We start from the raw sequence: 18489 nt of genomic DNA, 5'->3' as shown, positions 1-18489 counted from the left end.
CAGCCGCCGCGAAAGTGACATGTCACTTTCCGACGGGCCGTATCGTCGTAACCGCTGTGACTGGCTTCGGTGAGGTGTGGCGGGCCAACCGCCCGTACCTGGTGAACCTGGCGTACCGGATGCTCGGCGACATCGGCGCGGCCGAGGACGTCGTGCAGGAGGCGTTCGTCCGCTGGTCGGCCGCGTCCGGCGTGGACGACGACCGGGGCTGGCTGACCGTCGTGACCAGCCGCCTGTGTCTGGACCAGCTCAAGTCCGCCCGGTCCCGCCGCGAGCTGCCGGGCGAGGTGCCCGAGCGGCCCGGCTCCGTCGACCCGGCCGACCGCATCACCCTCGACGACGAGGTCCGGCTGGCGCTGCTGGTGGTGCTGGAGCGCATGCCGCCGGCCGAGCGGGTCGCCTTCATCCTGCACGACGTGTTCGGCACACCCTTCGAGTCCGTCGCCGAGACTCTGGGCCGGCCCGTCGCCACCTGCCGCCAGCTGGCCCGCCGGGCCCGTCAGCACATCGCCTCGGAGCGGGCCCATCCGGTGGCCGCCGACGAGCACCAGCTGGTCACCGAGCGCTTCATCGCCGCCTGCGCCAACGGCGACCTCGACGCCCTGCTCCAGGTGCTGCACCCGGATGTCTGGGGCACCGGCACGTTCCGCGGCGGCACCACCGAGCGGCACGGTGCCGAGGACATCGCCACCAGCTTGCTCCGCCGGCTGGGGCACGCCACCCTCGTCGCCGCGCCGCCCTTCCTGCTGGCCTACGCCAACCGCCGCGAGTTCGCCGTGCTGGAGCTGACCATCGCCGACGACCTGGTCACCAAGATCGTCGCCCGCCCCGGCCGCGACCTCCGCCCCTAGCCCACTCCACTCCCCCGCCGCACCCGAGTGGCTCATGTGCCCCCGCTGCCCAAGTGAGCCACTCACATACGCCCCCACCAGCCCTCACCCGACCGAGTGATCCATGTATTTCCACCCCCGTTTGGAAAGCCCCTTTCCTCTACTCCAACGAGAGGAAAGGGGCTTTCCGAGCATCAAAATAGGGAGGCGGGGGTGGGGCGGGGTCGCTCGACCGGGTGGTTTGAGGCCCTGGCTGATGATCATGGGGCACGGGCGGGACTCACGCGCGGCGGGCGTCAAGTGAGCCACTCGGGTGGAGGTCTCAGCCGCCCATGGGGGCGCCGGTCTCCAGGTAGGTCTTGAGGTCGCTGAGCAGGTGCGGCCAGCCGCCGCCGGCGTTCTCGACGTTGCCGCTGGTCATGGCGGCGGTGAGCGGGGCGTCGGGGGTCTCGTGGGTGACGGTGAGGCGGGTGGCGCCGAACTGCTCCGCCAGCTCCCAGGTCAGCGTGGTGACGGCCTCGGCGGCGATCTCCGGGCTGAACATGGCGTGCCAGGTCTGCTTGAGGCGGTGCGGCGGATCGCACTCCAGCACCTCGCCGTCGATGATGACCTCGGGGGCGCCGTGCGCGGCCATCTCCTTGCTGGCCAGGGCGCGGAAGGCGCCGCCGACCTTGAGGTCGTACTCGCTGACGCAGCGGAAGCCGTACTTGTCGTTGAACTCGGAACTGGTGATGGCGTCCCAGACCTGCTGCGGCTTGGCGTGGATGAAGATCCGGTTGACCTGCACGCTCATGTTCACTCCTCGGATTCGAGCTGGGCCTTGAGATCGGTGAGCGCCGACAGGCGGGGCTCGGTGTACTTGTCGATCCAGCGGTCGTGGATGAGACGGATCGGCACCGGATTGAGGTGGTGCAGCTTCTCCCGCCCGACCCGCCTGGTGACAACCAGTCCGGCGTCCTCCAGCACCTTGAGGTGCTTGGCCACGCCGAACCGGCTCATCTCCAGCTCCGCCTCCAGCTCGGACTGCGTTCGACCGTCCCGGGCGAACAACAGGTCGAGCAGGAAGCGGCGGGTCGGGTCGGCGAGGGCCTTGAAGACCCGGTCGTCGTCCGTCACGACGGCGAGAATAGGTGACCATTTGGTCACATGTCAACGCATGCGAGCGAGAACGCCGCCAAGACAGGAGAGAGCGAGGCCCCGCCGCTACCTGGAGCGGTTGCTGGATTTTTTGAGGGCCGCCACCCGACGCGCCCTACCATCCAGTCATGCGGCCCTCGAGAAATCCAGCAAGTGAAGGCAGCGGCCCCGAAGGGGCCGAGCCCCGCGCGGCACGCGCGGCAAAAGCACAGTGTCCTTGTGGGCTGGGTGGGCCCTACGACGAGTGCTGCGGCCGGTTCCACCAGGGCGGCAACGCCCCGACGGCGGAGCTGCTGATGCGCTCCCGCTACGCGGCGTTCGCCGTCGGCGACCGGAAGTACCTGCTGCGGACCTGGCACAGCACGACGAAGCCCCGCCGGCTCACGCTGGACGACACGGAGTGGACGGGGCTGGAGATCGTCGACCGCGACAAGGGCGGCCTGTTCGACAAGGAGGGCGTGGTGGAGTTCAACGCCCGCCACGCCGGCGGCGTCCTGCACGAGCGCAGTCGGTTCGTGCGCGAGGACGGCAAGTGGGTCTACCTGGACGCCGCCGGCTGAGGGGTCAGATGTTGGTGCTGTTGGGAATCAGGGACGGCTGGAGATAGGTGTAGGGCCGCGACCGCCGGCGGTTGCGCGCGACGATCTCGTCCTCGATGGCCGCCAGCTCGGTGCGGAAACGCTTGTGCGGAGCGGAAACGGCGGACTCGGCGAAGTCGGAGCCGTAGTCGCCGAGCGTGGTGTGGTGCACCGAGCCGAGGAAGGTCATCACGCAGAACTGCTGCACGGCGACGTCCAGCGGCGGCAGGTTGGCCAGCCAGTCGGCCTCGCCGTGCCCGAGCCCCTTGGGCTCCTCGGTGTAGCCGGCCAGCGGATTGGCCGGCAGGAAGGCCATGTGGTCGGCCTGCGTGAAGTTGACGGCGGCGTGCTGCGGCCCGGCGGTCCACACGACCATGGTCAGGATCTCGACCAGGTCGTGCCGGTCGAGGATCTGTCCCGGCGTGGCCCCGAAGTCCCGCACCTGCCCGCCGTCGGCCGCGGCCACCTCGGTCGCCCAGGCCTGGAGTTCGTAGTCGGCGGCGACGTCCACATCGGACTTGTAGTACGCGCCGACGAAGTCGCTGACCCAGCGGTAGATCGAGTTCCACACCAGCAGGCCGTCGTCCCGGTACGGGTGGTGCGGCAGTGCCGACACGCTGTCGGTGCCCGAGGAGGCCAGCATCGTCGGCAGGTAGTTGCCCCGGAACGAGCGCTGGGACCGGTGCTCGGCCAGCCACGGATAGGTGCTCTTCAGGTCCGAGCCGATCAGGTACTCGACCGCCCGCCCGGGCTGGATCAGCAGCTCCACGGCCAACTTGTTGATGGACATCGTGCCCTCGAAGTGCCGCCGCAGCAGCACCGCCACCGGGTGGTTGACGGCGAGGTTGCGCACGGCGGCGATCAGCACCGGCTCGCTCATCAGGTGTGTGAAACCCAGGTGGGTCAGCACCTCGTGGTACGTGTTGTGCGCGGCCAGCACGCAGTTGCGGGCCAGCCGCCAGGAGTAGCCGTCGGCCGGGGTGTAGATGTCCCGGCCGACCGGGTCCTGTCCACATTGGATCGCGAACGGCTTCAGCGCGCCGCCGCCCGGAGGCACCACGAACGCCACCATCGGGGAGTACATGTACTTGGGCGACTGCGGATGCGTGCCATTGTCCAAAGCGGACATCGCCACGTAGTCGATCCAGTACACCCGGCCGGCGGCGATCGCCTGGCCCAGGTCCTCACCCAGGTGTGCGCTGGTCAGCGGGAACTTCTCGGGCACCCGGTCCATCCGCACCAGCCGCGTCGGGTCCGGGCCGGCCACCATGACCTCGGCGAAGTACTCGTCGGACTCGAAGTCGGCGGTGGCCGCCGGCTGCTCGACCCGGGCGAACACGTCCTGGAAGGCCCGCACGGTCTTCTCGTGGTGGTCGCCGGTGACCCCGCCGGGCAGCGGCATGAAGTACTCGACGATGCCGGCCATGTCGTTCTCGCGCACCAGGGCGGCCAGCTTGTGCGGGGCCAGCGGCGGCAGGTCGTTGACGAAGTTCCACCTGCCCTGGCGCTTGAGCCGCAGCAGGTTCAGCCGCAGCTCCTCCTGCTTGGCCAGCGCCTTGAGCCGCCAGGCCGGCGACGGCTCGTGCTCGGCGCCGAGCGTGGAGGACACCGGGAAGCCGAAGTCCATGGTGTAGCGGTACTCACGCCGCGCGGCGGCGAGCTGGTCGGCTCGCTCGCCGCGCGGGTCGTGCTGGGAGATCAGGTAGTCGGGCAACGCGGGCGCTCCTCGGCAACGGTGTCTGCTGCCACCAAATCAGGAGTGACAGCGCCCGAACCTCCCGGCTGGACTATCAGGCACCCAAGTGTGCACTCAGGAGCCGTAGACCTGCATCTCGTAGAGCGAGTAGCCGTAGCTGGTGCCGCGGGCGGTGCCGTTCATCCGCACGTACCGGCCGGAGCCGGCCAGCCCGGTGAGGTCGTCGGTGCCGCCGTTGCCGGTCGTGGTGCTGTATACAGTCGACCACGTGCTGCCGTCGGTCGACGTCTGGATGGTGTACGACTTTCCGTACGCCGCCTCCCAGGTCAGCTTGACCTCGGTGACCGAGTGCACGGTGCCCAGGTCGACCTGGAGCCACTGCGGATCCGAGCCTTCCTTGCTGCCCCAGCGGGTGGAGGTCAGGTTACCGTCGAAGGCCTTGCTCGCGGCATAGGTGGAGGACTCCACAGAGGACGCGGTGGCGGTCTTGCCCTGGGACAGCAGCGAAGACGAGCCGCCGGTGCCCACGGTCAGCGCGAACGTCGCGGACTTGCTGTCCGAGCCGGCGGCGCCGACCACGGTGAAGGTGCCGGACTTGGCGGTGTCCGAGGCGGCCACGGTCATCGTGGAGTTGCCGCTGCCGGAAACCGAGGCGGGGTCGAACGTCACGGTCACGCCGGCCGGCACGCCGGTCGCGGACAGCGCCACGGTCCCGGTTCCTCCGGTCACCGCCACGGTGGCGGTGGTCGAGGCGCCGGCTTTGACCGTGGCCGAGGCCGGGTTGACCGCGACCGACAGGCCGGCCGGACCGGCCGGGCTGAAGGTCCACTTGCTCTGCGTGCCGGAGCAACTGGCGGCGGTCAGCGTGCCGGACGAGTCACGGAAGCACTTCTTGCCGGTCTGGATGTCGTTGATGGTGCCGTCCGGGTTGATGGACAGCTGGCTGTTCGGGCCGCCGTCGCACTTGCCCAGCTTGACGCTGCTGCCGGAGATCGTCGCGCACTGGTTGTTGATGATCAGGAACGCGCCGTGGAAGGTGAAGGTCTGCTCGGCCGAACCGTTGCAGGCCGCGGTCTTCAGTGTGGTGCCGGAGGAGGAGCTGTTGTTCGGGTCGTCCAGGCACAGCCCGGTCGAGTTGTTCTTGTACGAGCCGACGGTCTGGTTCGGCTTGGCCCCGCCGTAACAGGCCCCGGTGCTGGTGTTGAAGATCGGCGTCGAGTCGTAGTCCTCGTTCGACGGCGGGTCGACGACCACCGGCTCCATGGTCGGCGTGTTGTCGGCGTTGTAGTGGGTGAGGGCGTCCTCGCAGTCGATGGCGTCCATCGCGTTGCCGCCCTTGCCGCCCAGCCACAGGTCGAGGTGGCGCAGCTTGGGGCCGCCGTTGGGGCCCTTGCCGTTCCAGTCGGCGCTGCACTCCTCGCAGCTGTCCTCCATGATGAAGTACTTGCGCACCCGCGGCACCCACACCTTGGTGCCCGGCTTGAGCTCGCCGCTGTCGGTGGCGAACGTGATCGGGTCGCTGTAGCTGCCGGAGCCGCCGGCGGTGTCGTGGATCTGCGGGTACGAGATGTCCCCGCCCGGCGGGGTGTTGTCCCACCAGCCGTAGAAGGTCAGGAAGGTCTGATCGGTGGTCGCCGCGTCGGCGGCCGCGCTGCTGAACAGCGTGGCCAGCGCCGACAAGACGACGAGGACAGCGGTCGCCACGGACGTGGCGAGCCTGCGCCGACTCATGTGGTGCCTCCGGGGTCAGTGTTGACGTCTTTGGGCAGCCGCGGCGGCGGGGTGGGGGAAGACTCCGCTCCGGCCGGGGGCGGCGTCAATATTGTTAGGAAAGTTCTCTAACAATTACGCCGACGCCACTCGTTCGGAGCAGTGGTCCCCGGGAACCCGGTTCGGCCCGTCGGGCAAGAACCGGGTGAGAGGGAGGACCCATCATGGCTACGTGCCCCCGAGGTCGCGGATGACCACACCCCAGGTCGAGGCGCAGGACCGGCTGAGCGTGCTCACCACCGCCGGCGACGCCGAGGTGATCCGCCAGTCGCTGACCCGACCAGAGCTGTTCGCGCTGGTCTACGACCGGCACGCGATCACCGTGCACCGTTTCCTGGCCCGCCGCGTCGGCGGGCAGCTGGCCGACGATCTCGCCGCCCAGACCATGCTCGCCGCGTTCGACAGCCGCCGGCGCTTCGACCCGGCCCAGGACTCGGCACTGCCCTGGCTCTACGGCATCGCCACCAACATGCTGCGCCGGCATGCCCGCGCCGAGTCCCGGCACCTGCGGGCGCTGTCGAAGCTCGATCCCTATCCACTGGAGCAGCCGCACGACGACACCGTGACCGACCGGGTCACCGCCGAGGCCGCCGGCCGTGAGCTGGCCACCGGCCTGGCCCGGCTCAACCCCCACGAGCGGGACGTGCTGCTGCTGGTGGCGTGGGAAAGCCTCAGCTACGAGGAGGTCTCGCACGCCCTGGACATCCCGATCGGCACCGTGCGCTCGCGCCTGCACCGTGCCCGAACCAAGATGCGCACCGCTCTGTTGGAGGTGTCAGATGACTGACCTGGATCAGCTGAGCCGGCTGCGCCCGGACGTCAGCGACCCGACCCCCGAGTGGCTGGCCGCCACCCGCCAGGCCCTGCTGGAACACGCCGAGGGCACACGCCCCCGCCGCGCGCGGAGCAATCGCGGCACGCTGATCGCGCTGGCCGCAGGAGTAGCGGTGCTGGCCGTGATCGCCCTGGTCATGCCGGCCAGCTCGACGCTCACCCCGAGCAACCGGCACGACCAGTTCGTCTACGTCAAGGAGGGCTTCGCCGACGAGAAGAACGGCCAGCTCACCCTGTCCGAGGGCTGGTACCGGACCGACAGCGGCAAGCCGCAGCTGCGACCCACCGCCAAGCCGAACTGCCCGACGGGGTCCATAGTGACGTCCCCGTCGTCGGCGGCCCCGTCGTCGAGTGGTCCCTACACGGGCTGCTCGGGTCCGTTCCCGTCTCCCGGCCAGGTGCGCGACCTGCTCGTGCCCAGCTACCCCGAGCCGGGCATCATCGGCTGGTCGCGCCAGCAGCTGGAGACCCTGCCGACCGACCCCGAGGTGTTGCGGTCGCGGCTCTACGACATGGCCAAGGACATCATCGTCCACGCGCCGAAGAGCCCGCCCGACAGCCAGGACTACGCCGCCGCCCCCGATGAGCAGGTCTTCGCCCTCATCATGGGGACGCTGCTCAAGGCCATCGCACCGCAGCCGGTCGTCACCGCCCTCTACCAGGTGGCGCTCACCATTCCGGGCGTCACGGTCGACCAGAACGTCGCGGACGCCGCCGGCCGCTCGGGCGTCGGCGTCACCCGGAGCCCCGACAACGGGAAGGGCTACCGCGAGACGCTGGTCTTCGACCGGGACAGCCGCCGCTTCCTCGGCTCCAACGGCGTGGCCATCGGCTGGTCGGACTATGTGCCATCGATCGTCATCCTGAGCTCCGGGCTGGTGGACCACCTCGGCGACCGGCTCTGAATACCCGCCTTGCGTTATATAAGCGGCCGGTGGAATCGTCGGGGACGTGCACGCGTTCGACGTCCTCGGCGATCCGGTCCGCCGCCGCATCCTGGAGCTGCTGGCCGACGGCGAGCTGAGCTCCGGGCAGGTCACGGCGGTGATCCGGGAGGAGTTCGGCATCTCCCAGCCGGGCGTGTCCCAGCACCTGCGGGTGCTGCGGGACAACGGCTTCACCACGGTCCGGGCCGACGGAACCCGTCGACTGTATGCGGTCGACCCCACACCGCTGCGGGAGATCGACGGCTGGCTGGACCGGTACCGCCGCTTCTGGCGGCCGCCGCTGGACGCCCTGGCCACCGAGATCGCCCGGGGTAAACACCAGAAACATCGCCCTCCGATAGAGTGAACCGACCGGTCGGTATGGGAGGTCGCCGCCCGGCACCACAGCATCAACGCGGAGGCTGAACACATGACACTGGGGCGCAAGGCCTGGCAGGCGATCGAGCCGCTGCACAGCTTCATCTATTTCGCGCCGGAGGCGGCTGAGCGCTTCCAGGCCCTCGGACTGGAGGGCGGGTCCGGCTACTTCGCCTCCCGCTCGGCGGCGTTCGGCCCGGCCACGGCCGAGACGGTCATCGCCACCTTCTTCAACTTCAACCCGGCCTTCGTGCGGCAGAGCATGGCCGCCGTCTGGACGAAGGTCACGCCGGAGCAGGTGCTCGCGGCCCGGCTGGAGGCCGCGGACGCGGCCCTGCGCCGCGGGCTCGGCGACCTGATCGGCACGGACGCGATCGCCGAGACGGCGGCGCTGACCCGCAAGGCGGCCGAGGCGGCGACCGAGCGGCTGGAAGGCCGGCCGCTGTTCGCCGCCCACGCCACGCTGCCCTGGCCAACCGAGCCGCACCTGGAGCTGTTCCACGCCCAGACGCTGCTGCGCGAGTTCCGCGGTGACGGCCACATCGCCGCCCTGGTCACGGCCGAGCTGACCGGCCTGGAGGCGTTGGTGGTGCACGCCGCGACCGGCTACCTGGCGACGAAGGTGCTGCGCAACACTCGGCAGTGGAGCGATGAGCAGTGGGCCGCGGCCGCCGACGGGCTGCGGGAGCGCGGCATCCTGGCGCCGGGCGAGGACGAGGTGCTCACCGAGGAGGGCAAGGCGCTGCGGCAGCGCATCGAGGACCAGACCGACCGGCTGGCCGAACCGGCCTACGAAGCGCTCGGCGAAGAGGGCGTGAACCGGCTCGTCGAGGTGGGCAAACCGTTGTCGGACGCGGTGATCGAGGCCGGACTGCTCCCGTTCCTCAAGAAGAAGTAACGTCCGGACAGGAAACCGGACAGATTCTTGACATCGATGTCACACCCGGTTGAGCTGTCGCCCAGGCAACGGCGCTCCGGGAGGGTTCGACGTCATGAGACGACTGTGGTTACTGCTGCTCAGTTCGGCGTTGATAGCAGGGCTCACAGCGACAGTACCGGCGGTGGCGTCGGCAGCCGGCGCCACCGACTTCTCCTCCTCGTTCGAATCGAGCGATCCGCAGCCGACCTGGACCGACACGGTCGAGACGGACGCGAGCGGCACGCCGCGGGCCTCGGGTGTGAACGGCGCGGACGCCTCCACCATCCCGGGCAACATCGATGACAAGGTTGTCGACGTCCAGGCCAACTCGCAGAACGACGCCGGCGGCGAGGTCAAGGAGAACCTGGTCGACGGCAACGTCAACACGAAGTGGCTGACGTTCACCTCCACCGGCTGGGCCCAGTTCCAGCTGTCCCAGCCGATCGCGGTCATCCAGTACGCGCTGACCTCGGCCAACGACGCGCCCGGCCGCGACCCGCAGCAGTGGACGCTGTCCGGCTCGCAGGACGGCAAGACCTGGACCGCGCTGGACACCCAGAACAACCAGGACTTCCCGAACCGGCAGCAGACCAAGTCGTACCAGATCGGCAACACCACGCCGTACCTGTACTACCGGCTGGACATCACCCAGAACCACGGCGACCCGATCGTGCAGCTGGCCGAGGTGCAGCTGATCCAGGCGGTCGGCTCCACCCCGCCGCCGCCCAGCATGCGCAGCTTCGAGGGCAAGGGCCCCACCGGCGGCTACAACTCCAAGGCCAACGCCGGCTTCACCGGCGTGAAGTCCTTCCGCTACGCGGGCAGCCACCTGGTCGCCGGGCACGCCTACTCGTACAACAAGATCTTCGACGTCGACCTCGCGGTCACGAAGAACACCCAGCTGTCGTACCAGATCTTCCCCGAGCTGGTCGGCGACGACCCGGACTACACCAGCACCTACGCGGCGATCGACCTGGCCTTCAGCGACGGCACCTACCTCAGCCAGCTCGGCGCGCTCGACCAGCACGGCTTCGTGCTCTCGCCGCAGGGCCAGGGCGCGTCGAAGTCGCTGTACACCAACCAGTGGAACCACATCGCGTCCACCATCGGCACGGTCGCCGCGGGCAAGACGATCAAGCGCATCCTGATCGGCTACGACAAGCCGACCGGCCCCGGCGCGTTCAGCGGCTGGGTGGACGACATCAAGGTCACCGGCAACCCGGCGCAGCCGAACCGCGCGCACCTGACCGACTACGTCAGCACCATCCGCGGCACCAACGCCAGCGGCTCCTTCTCGCGGGGCAACAACTTCCCGGCCACCGCGGTGCCGCACGGCTTCAACTTCTGGACGCCGATGACCAACGCCGGCTCCCAGGACTGGCTGTACCAGTACGCGAAGGCCAACAACGGGCAGAACCTGCCGACGCTGCAGGCCTTCGCCGCCAGCCACGAGCCGAGCCCGTGGATGGGTGACCGGCAGACCTTCCAGGTGATGCCCGAGAACGGCACGCCGACCGCCGACCGCAACGCCCGGGCGCTGGCTTTCAGCCACGACGACGAGACCGCCCAGCCGGACTACTACTCGGTCAAGTTCCAGAACGGCATGAAGACCGAGATCACCCCGACCGACCACGCGGCGGTGTTCCGGTTCACCTTCACCGGCGACCAGTCCACTGTGGACTTCGACAACGTGAACAACTCCGGCGGGCTCACCCTGGACCCGGCCAGCGGGGTCGCCACCGGCTACTCCGACGTGAAGAGCGGCCTGTCCACCGGGGCCACCCGGATGTTCGTCTACGCCACCTTCGACAGGCCGGTCACCGCCGGCGCGAAGCTCACCGGGACCGGCCGGGACAACGTGACCGGCTACTTCCAGTTCGACACCAGCGCGGACAAGACGGTCACGATGCGGATCGCCACCTCGCTGATCTCCGTGGACCAGGCCAAGAAGAACCTGGACCAGGAGATCTCCGCGTCCGACACGTTCGACTCGGTGCGGGCCCGGGCCCAGCAGGCGTGGGACAAGCAGCTGGGCGTGATCACCGTGCAGGGCGCCAGCCAGGACCAGCTGGTGACGCTGTACTCCAACCTGTACCGGCTGTTCCTGTACCCGAACGAGGCGCACGAGAACACCGGCACCGTCGCCAGCCCGAAGTACCAGTACGCCAGCCCGGTGTCGCCGGAGGTCGGCCAGGACACGCCGACCCAGACCGGCGCGAAGATCAGCGACGGCACCATGTACGTCAACAACGGGTTCTGGGACACCGCCCGGACCACGTGGCCGGCGTACTCGCTACTCACGCCTTCCATGGAAGGCAAGATGATCGACGGCTTCGTGAACCAGTACAAGGACGGCGGCTGGACCTCGCGCTGGTCCTCCCCCGGCTACGCCGACCTGATGACCGGCACCAGCTCGGACGTCGCCTTCGCGGACGCCTTCGTCAAGGGCATCAACAACTTCGACGCGCAGGCCGCGTACGACGCCGCGGTGAAGAACGCCACCGTCGCGCCGACCAGCTCCGGCGTCGGCCGCAAGGGCCTGGACACGTCCAACTTCCTCGGCTACACCTCGACCGACACCGACCAGGGCTTCTCCTGGGCGATGGAGGGCTACGTCAACGACTACGGCATCGCCCAGATGTCCAAGGCGCTGCTGGACAAGGCCAAGCCGAACGACCCGCGCCGGCAGGAGTACTCGGACAACTACACGTACTTCCTCAACCGCGCGCAGGACTACGTCAACCTGTTCGACCCGTCGGTGAACTTCTTCCAGGGCCGCAACCCTGACGGCAGCGAGCACAATCCGGGCGCGAGCTTCGACCCGCGGGTGTGGGGCGGCGACTTCACCGAGACCGACGGCTGGAACATGGCGTTCTCGGTGCCGCAGGACGGCCAGGGCCTGGCCAACCTGTACGGCGGCAAGGACAAGCTGGCGGCCAAGCTGGACCAGTTCTTCAGCACGCCGGAGACGGCCAAGTTCCCGGGCAGCTACGGCGGCACCATCCACGAGATGGTGGAGGCCCGTGACGTCCGAATGGGACAGTACGGGCACAGCAACCAGCCCTCGCACGGCATCATCTACATGTACGACGCCGCGGGTCAGCCTTCCAAGACGCAGCAGTACGTGCGGGAGGCGCTGTCGCGGCTCTACATCGGCAGCGAGGACGGCCAGGGCTACCCCGGTGACGAGGACAACGGCGAGATGTCCGCGTGGTACATCTTCAGCGCGCTGGGCTTCTACCCGCTGACCATGGGCAGCGGCGACTACGCCGTCGGCTCCCCGCTGTTCACCCAGGCGACGATCCACCTGGAGAACGGCAAGTCGCTGGTCATCAACGCGCCCAAGAACAACGCCAAGAACATCTACGTGCAGGGCCTGAAGGTCAACGGCAAGGCGTACGACAAGACGTACCTGTCCAACAGCCTGCTGGCCAACGGCGGCACCCTGGACTTCGACATGGGCCCGAACCCGTCGAAGTGGGGCAGCGGCAACGGCGACGCGCCGGTGTCGATCACCCAGGGCACCGCGGTCGCGCAGCCGCTGCACGACCTGACCGATCCCAAGCAGGGCGCGCTGTTCGACAACAGCTCGGACACGCAGTCCACTGTGGACGCCCCGGTGGCCATGCAGCCGTCCGACGCGACCCAGCGGGTGCAGATGTACACACTGACGTCCGGCTCCTCGGCGGCCGCCGCGCCGACCTCGTGGGCATTGAAGGCGTCCTACGACGGCAAGACGTGGACCACGATCGACCAGCGCAGCGGTGTGAAGTTCACCGACGCCCGGCAGACCAAGGCGTTCAGCGTGGCCAAGGTCGGGCGGTACAACTACTACCGCCTGGAGCTGGGCTCGACCGCGACACTGTCCGAAGTGGAGCTTCTGGGCAAGCCGAACCCGGTGTGCGCCACCACGATCGACGGCTCGGTGAACGGGCCGCTGACCGTGAAGGGCGTGACCTGCCTGACCGGCACGGTGAACGGCCCCGTCACCGTGTCGCCGGGCGCGTCGCTGTACGCCTTCGGCGGCGCCGTCAGCGGCCCGGTGTCGGCTTCCGGCGCGGCGGCCGTCGTGCTGCTCGGCACCCACGTCTCGGGTCCGGTCAGCATCGTCGGCACCACCGGTGAGACCAGCATCGAGACCGCCCGCGTCGACGGTCCCGTGTCGCTGACCGGAAACGCCGGCGCGGTCGTGACGTCGACCTCGGTCGGCGGACCGCTCGCGTGCACCGGCAACACCCCCGCGCCGGCCAACAACGGCCTGGCGGACTCGGTCGGCGGTCCCGCCGCCGGCCAGTGCGGCACCTTGACCAACTGACGCTCTCCCAAGCGAGTGGCGCCCACCCTCACCCCGGGTCGGGCGCCACTCGCGTGTCTGCCGCCGGAAAAACCGGTTGCCCTCCGGTCTTCCGGCTGACCACCATGGCAGGCATGTTCCCGTAGCCAATGGCGCTCACACCCCGCACCCCGTGACCGGTGCGGGTTTTCCTCACGCGACGTGATCTGCCACGTCGTGCCGGCCCTTGCTGGCCGTACGCCATTGGATCCGGGGGCAGTCCAGGCTGCTCCTCCGCATTCCGGGAGACAGCCCAAACCATGAGTGAATTTCGCGCGCCCGCCGACCGGAAGTCGTTGTGGGTGGTCCGGGAGCTCGGCCTGCCCGTCATCGTCCGACCCTGTCCGTCGTGCCGGTCCACGCGGCACCGACCCACCGGCAAGTTCCGGGTCAACGCCAGCGGCAAGCTGCTCGACGTCTGGCTGCTGATCGGCTGCGAGCAGTGCGGCCGCACCTCGAAGATCCCGCTGTACGAACGCGTCCACGTGCAGGCGCTCGACCATCGGCGGCTGCTGATGTTCGAGCGCAACGATCCGGCCATGGTGCGGCAGCTGGTGATGGACACCGCGCTGGCCGGCCGGTCCGGGTACCAACTGGACTGGACCGGCACCTGGGCGCTGGACACCGACATGCCGTTCTACGACATGGAACCGCTGGAGGTCTTCGTCCGGTTCGAGCTCCCGGCTCCGATCCGCGTGGTGAAGCTCCTCATGGCCGGGTTCGGCCTGAGCCGGTCGGCCGTGCGCGGCCTGGTCGACTCCGGGCGTCTCCGGCTGCCCGTGGACGTGGATGCCCGGGTCCGCGAGGACTTCAGCCTGTTCGTCGGCTAGACCACCTGGGCCGGCTCACGAACCTCGGTCGCCGCGCGGACGAACGCCGCCACCGCACGAGATCGGGAGCGCTCCGACCAGGACAGCATGATGGTGCTCGGCTCCGCGTCCAGGACCGGGATGGCCACCAGGTCCGCCCGCAGGTTGACCCGCACCGACTCCGGCAGCAGCGCGGTCATCCGGCCCAACGAGATCAGCTGCATCAGCTCCGCCGTGTGGAGGACGCGGTTTCCGTTGTCCAGCGACCAGTTCGGCATCGGCTCGTCGGCCAGCTCCGCCAGTTGCAGGCTGCGCCGGCGGGAAAGCCGGTGGCCGCTGGGCAGCACCGCCACCGTCCTGAGCGTCAACAGCTCCTCCGTGTCGAAGCCGCTCAGGTCTTCGTACGGCGTGTGCAGGAAGGCCAGATCCGCCCGCCCGTCCCGGAGCAGCCCCGACGCCTCCCCCGGTCCGCTGAACTCCAGGTCCACCGGTATCGCGTCCGGCTCCCTTTCGTACGCCTCGAGAATCCCGTTCAGCAGGCCCGCGTCCCCGCCCGGCTTCATCGCCACCACCAGCCGCGGCTCCGCCTTGCCGGCCCGCTGCGTCCTCCTCGCCGCCGCCGACACCGCCTCCAGCGCCTTGCGCCCCTCGTGCAGCAGCACCTCGCCCGCCGCCGTCAGCCGCACTCCCCGGCTGTTGCGGATCAGCAGCTCCGTGCCCAGCCGCTGCTCCAGCTGCCGAATCGCCCTCGACAGCGGCGGCTGCGCCATCCCCAGCCGCTCCGCCGCCCGCCCGAAGTGCAGCTCCTCGGCCACCGCCACGAAGTAGGCCAGCTCCCGGGTCTCCAACCGATCCATACCGCCAGGGTATCGCTGAATGCCTCGACACCCCTCCGAGACCTCGATCATCAACGACGCCCGCACGTAGGACTCAAAGCCGAACAGATGCAAAACACACCGAACTCCTCCCTATTTTTAGGGACTCAAGCCCTCCCATACACCACAGGCAACCTGAATCTTTCACACTTTCAGGCGATTGAATACGCAGGCAGCACTCTCTACCGTCCCTAACGTCCGCGCGACGGGATAGCGAGTGACTACAGTGCCGCCAGCAGAAAACAGCGAAACGCACATCGACGCAAACATCGCAGAGTTCAACCAGACCGACTCCGTAATACAAGCCAATCACATAAAGCGCGTCTATATAAACAAATCCTCAACCGAAGCCTTACCCACTCCTCGACAACTACCGAGCAATACGTCAATCTTCATCGGCCGAGAATCGGAAATAAGCCACCTCACTTCCGTTTTGGACAGCTACGAAGACGATCACAGAAATGAAGGGAATTTCACCCATGCAATCATAATATCGGCGATCTCAGGAACGGCAGGAGTGGGAAAGACGACGCTGGCGGTACACTGGGCACACCGAGTCCGTCAACGCTTTCCCGACGGAGATCTGTACATCAACCTACGAGGTTTCGACCCGTCCGAGCCACCCATCACACCGAGCGCGGCACTGGAAGGTTTTCTCCAGTCGCTCAACGTTCCGTCGGATCGAATTCCCCACAACACGGATGCCATGGCCAGCTTGTTCAGGTCGGTCGTACACGGACGCAGAATGTTGATCGTACTGGACAACGCGTCCACAATCGACCAGGTGCGGCCACTAATACCCGGCACAAACACGTGCCTCGTGCTGATCACAAGCCGAAACTGGCTGCCAGGACTTACCGCGCATGCGGGCGCGAGCCGACTGATGCTGGACATGCTACCGACACAGGAGGCGGTGACGCTGCTGCGGCAAATCATCGGCACCGAACGCGCCGACACCGAGCCGTACGCCCTACCGGAACTCGCCCGGCTGTGCGCAGGTCTGCCCTTGGCGCTGAGCATCGTGGGAGAACGGATAGTCAGCTCCCGCATGCCTCTAACAACACTGGTCGACGAACTGTCTGATCGACAGAAGCAGCTCGAAGCGTTCAGCATGGGACTGGACAGCGAGTCCAATGCAATCCTGTCCGCGTTCTCTTGGTCGTATCAAGCCCTCAACCCCGACGCCGCTCGACTCTTCCGCCTACTCGGCGTACACCCAGGGCCCGAGTTCAGCGTCGCAGCTGCCGCCGCGCTCGTCGGCCTGACCACGGATGCCACGCAGAAAATGCTCGAAACACTGTTCAGGGCCAGCTTGATCGACCAGCCGACGAACGGACGCTACCGATTCCACGACCTCCTGCGTTCGTACGCCATCGGTCGAGCGAGCCAGGATGAGAGCAGGGACGGAGTCCAAGCGGCACGCCGGCGCGTCCTGCACTGGTACCTCCATTCATCGGACGCCGCCGAAGCGGTCATAGACCCCGGCTACAGGAGGATTCCACTCGAAAGTGCAGACCGTGCCGTCATTCCGGCCACCTTCGCGGATTACCAACAGGCAATGGACTGGTACATCAGCGAACGCTTCAACCTCATCGCGGCAACCAACGACGCAGCGACTCATTCTTTTCCCGATCTAGCCTGGAAGATCGCAGCAGCGACCAGTAGATTCTACTTCCACAGACAGTACTTTAACGACTGGCTGGAGACACACCAAATCGGACTAAAAGCGGCTCAACAGATCGGAAACCTGTACGGGGAAGCAGAAATACTCAACAGCCTGGGCATCGCGCACGTTCGACTGCGAGAGATACCAAAATCCCTTGACTGCCATCAACGAGCACTGAGCATCCGCCGCGAAATAGGTGATCGCCACGGCGAAGGCGTGTCGCTCAACAATCTAGGATTCCCCTACCAGTACATGGGCCAACTGGACGAGGCGTACAACTGCTTCAACTCAGCACTGAATATCGCCCGGGAATCAAAGAACAAGAACAGGCAGACGATCTCCATCATAAATCTGTCCATGGTTTGCCTACGGCTGGAACGATGGCCCGAGGCCCTCGATCGAGCACGGGAGTCGCTCGCCTTCGCACGGGAACTAGGGGCGAAGGATCTGGAGTGCTCGGCATACGACCTCATCGGCGAATCCTTGCACAACCTCGGCTACCCGATCGAAGCGATCGAGTACCACACACGGGCCCTGGAGACGGCACGCAAGTTCCTTAGGCAATCATACGTACAGGGCTCTCTTCACCAACTGGGCCGCATCTACCGAACGCTGGGCAATCCAGAGAAAGCTGTGACATATCACAGGCAGGCATTGTCCATGGTCCGGGAGTCGGGAAACCGATCACAGGAGGGCGAGTTCCTCGACGACCTAGCCGAAGCCTTGAAGGACTGCAACGAAACCGAAGAAGCAACGAGTTGTTGGCGGGAGTCCTTGGTGATCTTCGGCGAACTCAACCCTCCCGCCGCCGCGAAGATCCAAGCCAAACTTGACGAGATGGCAAGCAGCAGCAAACCAAACAATCTTCATAGAGAAGAATCCGAGTAAACATCTGACTGATGTCCCACGAGGTCAACCTCCGCTCTGCGGGGGCAACACACGCTCGACTCACCAATACCCTACAGGTATCGCCGGGTATCGAAGCGGTCCTGGCCTGGCCGACCAGGCGGCGGTTGACTCGGGGTATGACCGAGAACAACACCATCGCTCTGGTGACCGGGGCGAACAAGGGCATCGGGCGGGAGATCGCGGCGCAGCTGCGGGGGCGCGGCGTGACGGTGCTGCTGGCCGGGCGCAACCCGGAGCTGGTGGAGCCGGCGGCGCAGGAGCTGGGGGCGCGGCCGGTGATCGTGGACGTGTCTGACGACGCGAGTGTGGCGGCGGCGGCGAAGCTGGTGGAGGCGGAGTACGGGCGGTTGGACGCGCTGGTCAACAACGCGGCCATCACCGGGGGCGGCGCGAACGACGTCGAGACGATGCAGAAGGTGTACAACACCAACGTGTTCGGCGTGATCCGGATGATCGACGCCTTCGTGCCGCTGCTGCAGCGCTCGACCAATCCGCGCATCGTCAACGTGTCCAGCACGGTGGGCTCGCTGGCCTACACGACCTCGCCGGACTACGCGCTGCCGTTCCTGCTGCCCTACCCGACCTCGAAGACGGCGCTGAACGCCGTGACCGTGCAGTACGCGCGGGAGCTGGGCAAGCAGGGCATCAAGATCAACGCGATCTGCCCCGGCTACTGCGCCACCGACCTGAACGGCTTCACCGGCACCCGCACCCCGGCCCAGGGCGCGGAGATCGCCGTCACCATGGCCATGATCGGCGAGGACGGCCCCACCGGCGGCTTCTTCGACGAGAACGGGCCCGTCGCCTGGTGATGCGTGAAAGGACCATT

Annotated in this window: 15 protein-coding genes; 10 read left to right on the top strand and 5 right to left on the bottom strand. The window is 67.5% G+C overall.

What is annotated here, in order from left to right; translation table 11 throughout:
* Positions 1 to 56 precede the first annotated feature (56 nt).
* The gene (gene sigI / locus JJ691_RS50300) at positions 57 to 851 is read left to right on the top strand and encodes an RNA polymerase sigma factor SigI (RefSeq protein WP_211766429.1); all 795 of its coding nucleotides are present in this window, start codon (positions 57 to 59) and stop codon (positions 849 to 851) included.
* 301 nt (positions 852 to 1152) lie between these two features.
* Here sigI and JJ691_RS50295 read toward each other — a convergent pair whose 3' ends face one another.
* Positions 1153 to 1623: an SRPBCC family protein gene (locus JJ691_RS50295; protein ID WP_211766428.1), complete on the bottom strand. Its 471-nt coding sequence runs from the start codon at positions 1621 to 1623 to the stop codon at positions 1153 to 1155.
* A gap of 2 nt (positions 1624 to 1625) precedes the next feature.
* Positions 1626 to 1946 carry an ArsR/SmtB family transcription factor gene (locus JJ691_RS50290; protein ID WP_211766427.1) on the bottom strand — a complete coding sequence of 107 codons (321 nt, stop codon included), beginning with the start codon at positions 1944 to 1946 and terminating at the stop codon, positions 1626 to 1628.
* Positions 1947 to 2095: 149 nt separating this feature from the next.
* On the opposite strand from JJ691_RS50290, the gene JJ691_RS50285 reads away from it, so the two are divergent.
* Positions 2096 to 2527 carry a YchJ family protein gene (locus tag JJ691_RS50285; RefSeq protein ID WP_211766426.1) on the top strand — a complete coding sequence of 144 codons (432 nt, stop codon included), beginning with the start codon at positions 2096 to 2098 and terminating at the stop codon, positions 2525 to 2527.
* 4 nt (positions 2528 to 2531) lie between these two features.
* Here JJ691_RS50285 and JJ691_RS50280 read toward each other — a convergent pair whose 3' ends face one another.
* Both JJ691_RS50280 and JJ691_RS50275 read right to left on the bottom strand, forming a co-directional pair.
* Entirely contained in the window at positions 2532 to 4259 is a 1728-nt protein-coding gene (locus JJ691_RS50280; RefSeq protein WP_211766425.1) for a lipoxygenase family protein, read from the bottom strand.
* A gap of 96 nt (positions 4260 to 4355) precedes the next feature.
* A complete protein-coding gene (locus JJ691_RS50275; RefSeq protein ID WP_211766424.1) occupies positions 4356 to 5972 on the bottom strand; it encodes a discoidin domain-containing protein in 1617 nt (538 codons plus the stop codon).
* 229 nt (positions 5973 to 6201) lie between these two features.
* Here JJ691_RS50275 and JJ691_RS50270 point away from each other — a divergent pair, with 229 nt between their 5' ends.
* The 6 genes from JJ691_RS50270 (at position 6202) to JJ691_RS50245 (ending at position 14231) form a co-directional block, all read left to right on the top strand.
* Positions 6202 to 6798 (top strand): RNA polymerase sigma factor, encoded by a 597-nt coding sequence (locus tag JJ691_RS50270; RefSeq protein ID WP_211766423.1) that lies wholly within the window; start codon positions 6202 to 6204, stop codon positions 6796 to 6798.
* Complete coding sequence (locus JJ691_RS50265; RefSeq protein WP_211766422.1) at positions 6791 to 7750, top strand: hypothetical protein; 960 nt, start codon at positions 6791 to 6793, stop codon at positions 7748 to 7750. Before JJ691_RS50270 ends, JJ691_RS50265 begins: the two co-directional genes overlap by 8 nt.
* 46 nt (positions 7751 to 7796) lie before the next feature.
* Positions 7797 to 8138, top strand: a complete 342-nt coding sequence (locus JJ691_RS50260) for an ArsR/SmtB family transcription factor (protein ID WP_211766421.1) — start codon at positions 7797 to 7799, stop codon at positions 8136 to 8138.
* 63 nt (positions 8139 to 8201) lie between these two features.
* Positions 8202 to 9047: an SCO6745 family protein gene (locus tag JJ691_RS50255; protein ID WP_211766420.1), complete on the top strand. Its 846-nt coding sequence runs from the start codon at positions 8202 to 8204 to the stop codon at positions 9045 to 9047.
* 94 nt (positions 9048 to 9141) lie between these two features.
* Positions 9142 to 13383, top strand: a complete 4242-nt coding sequence (locus tag JJ691_RS50250; RefSeq protein ID WP_211766419.1) for a GH92 family glycosyl hydrolase — start codon at positions 9142 to 9144, stop codon at positions 13381 to 13383.
* 278 nt (positions 13384 to 13661) lie between these two features.
* A complete protein-coding gene (locus tag JJ691_RS50245) occupies positions 13662 to 14231 on the top strand; it encodes a DUF1062 domain-containing protein (RefSeq protein ID WP_211766418.1) in 570 nt (189 codons plus the stop codon).
* On the opposite strand, the gene JJ691_RS50240 is transcribed toward JJ691_RS50245, so the two are convergent.
* A complete protein-coding gene (locus JJ691_RS50240; RefSeq protein ID WP_211766417.1) occupies positions 14228 to 15067 on the bottom strand; it encodes a LysR family transcriptional regulator in 840 nt (279 codons plus the stop codon). The two genes, JJ691_RS50245 and JJ691_RS50240, sit on opposite strands and share 4 nt — an antisense overlap.
* Before the next feature lie 235 nt (positions 15068 to 15302).
* On the opposite strand from JJ691_RS50240, the gene JJ691_RS50235 reads away from it, so the two are divergent.
* Positions 15303 to 17639, top strand: coding sequence for an ATP-binding protein (locus JJ691_RS50235; protein WP_211766416.1), 2337 nt, complete (start codon positions 15303 to 15305; stop codon positions 17637 to 17639).
* Positions 17640 to 17776: 137 nt separating this feature from the next.
* The gene (locus JJ691_RS50230) at positions 17777 to 18472 is read left to right on the top strand and encodes an SDR family NAD(P)-dependent oxidoreductase (RefSeq protein ID WP_211766415.1); all 696 of its coding nucleotides are present in this window, start codon (positions 17777 to 17779) and stop codon (positions 18470 to 18472) included.
* Positions 18473 to 18489: the final 17 nt, after the last annotated feature.

The organism is Kutzneria sp. CA-103260 (assembly GCF_018263855.1).
GTDB lineage: Bacteria > Actinomycetota > Actinomycetes > Mycobacteriales > Pseudonocardiaceae > Kutzneria.
This window is presented reverse-complemented; position numbering and strand designations above follow the sequence as displayed.

Coding starts and splice junctions, on each gene's coding strand:
- JJ691_RS50295 (WP_211766428.1), bottom strand. CDS start 1,623: ATGAGCGTGCAGGTCAACCGGATCTTCATCCACGCCAAGCCGCAGCAG.
- JJ691_RS50285 (WP_211766426.1), top strand. CDS start 2,096: ATGCGGCCCTCGAGAAATCCAGCAAGTGAAGGCAGCGGCCCCGAAGGG.
- JJ691_RS50275 (WP_211766424.1), bottom strand. CDS start 5,972: ATGAGTCGGCGCAGGCTCGCCACGTCCGTGGCGACCGCTGTCCTCGTC.
- JJ691_RS50270 (WP_211766423.1), top strand. CDS start 6,202: ATGACCACACCCCAGGTCGAGGCGCAGGACCGGCTGAGCGTGCTCACC.
- JJ691_RS50265 (WP_211766422.1), top strand. CDS start 6,791: ATGACTGACCTGGATCAGCTGAGCCGGCTGCGCCCGGACGTCAGCGAC.
- JJ691_RS50255 (WP_211766420.1), top strand. CDS start 8,202: ATGACACTGGGGCGCAAGGCCTGGCAGGCGATCGAGCCGCTGCACAGC.
- JJ691_RS50250 (WP_211766419.1), top strand. CDS start 9,142: ATGAGACGACTGTGGTTACTGCTGCTCAGTTCGGCGTTGATAGCAGGG.
- JJ691_RS50245 (WP_211766418.1), top strand. CDS start 13,662: ATGAGTGAATTTCGCGCGCCCGCCGACCGGAAGTCGTTGTGGGTGGTC.
- JJ691_RS50240 (WP_211766417.1), bottom strand. CDS start 15,067: ATGGATCGGTTGGAGACCCGGGAGCTGGCCTACTTCGTGGCGGTGGCC.
- JJ691_RS50230 (WP_211766415.1), top strand. CDS start 17,777: ATGACCGAGAACAACACCATCGCTCTGGTGACCGGGGCGAACAAGGGC.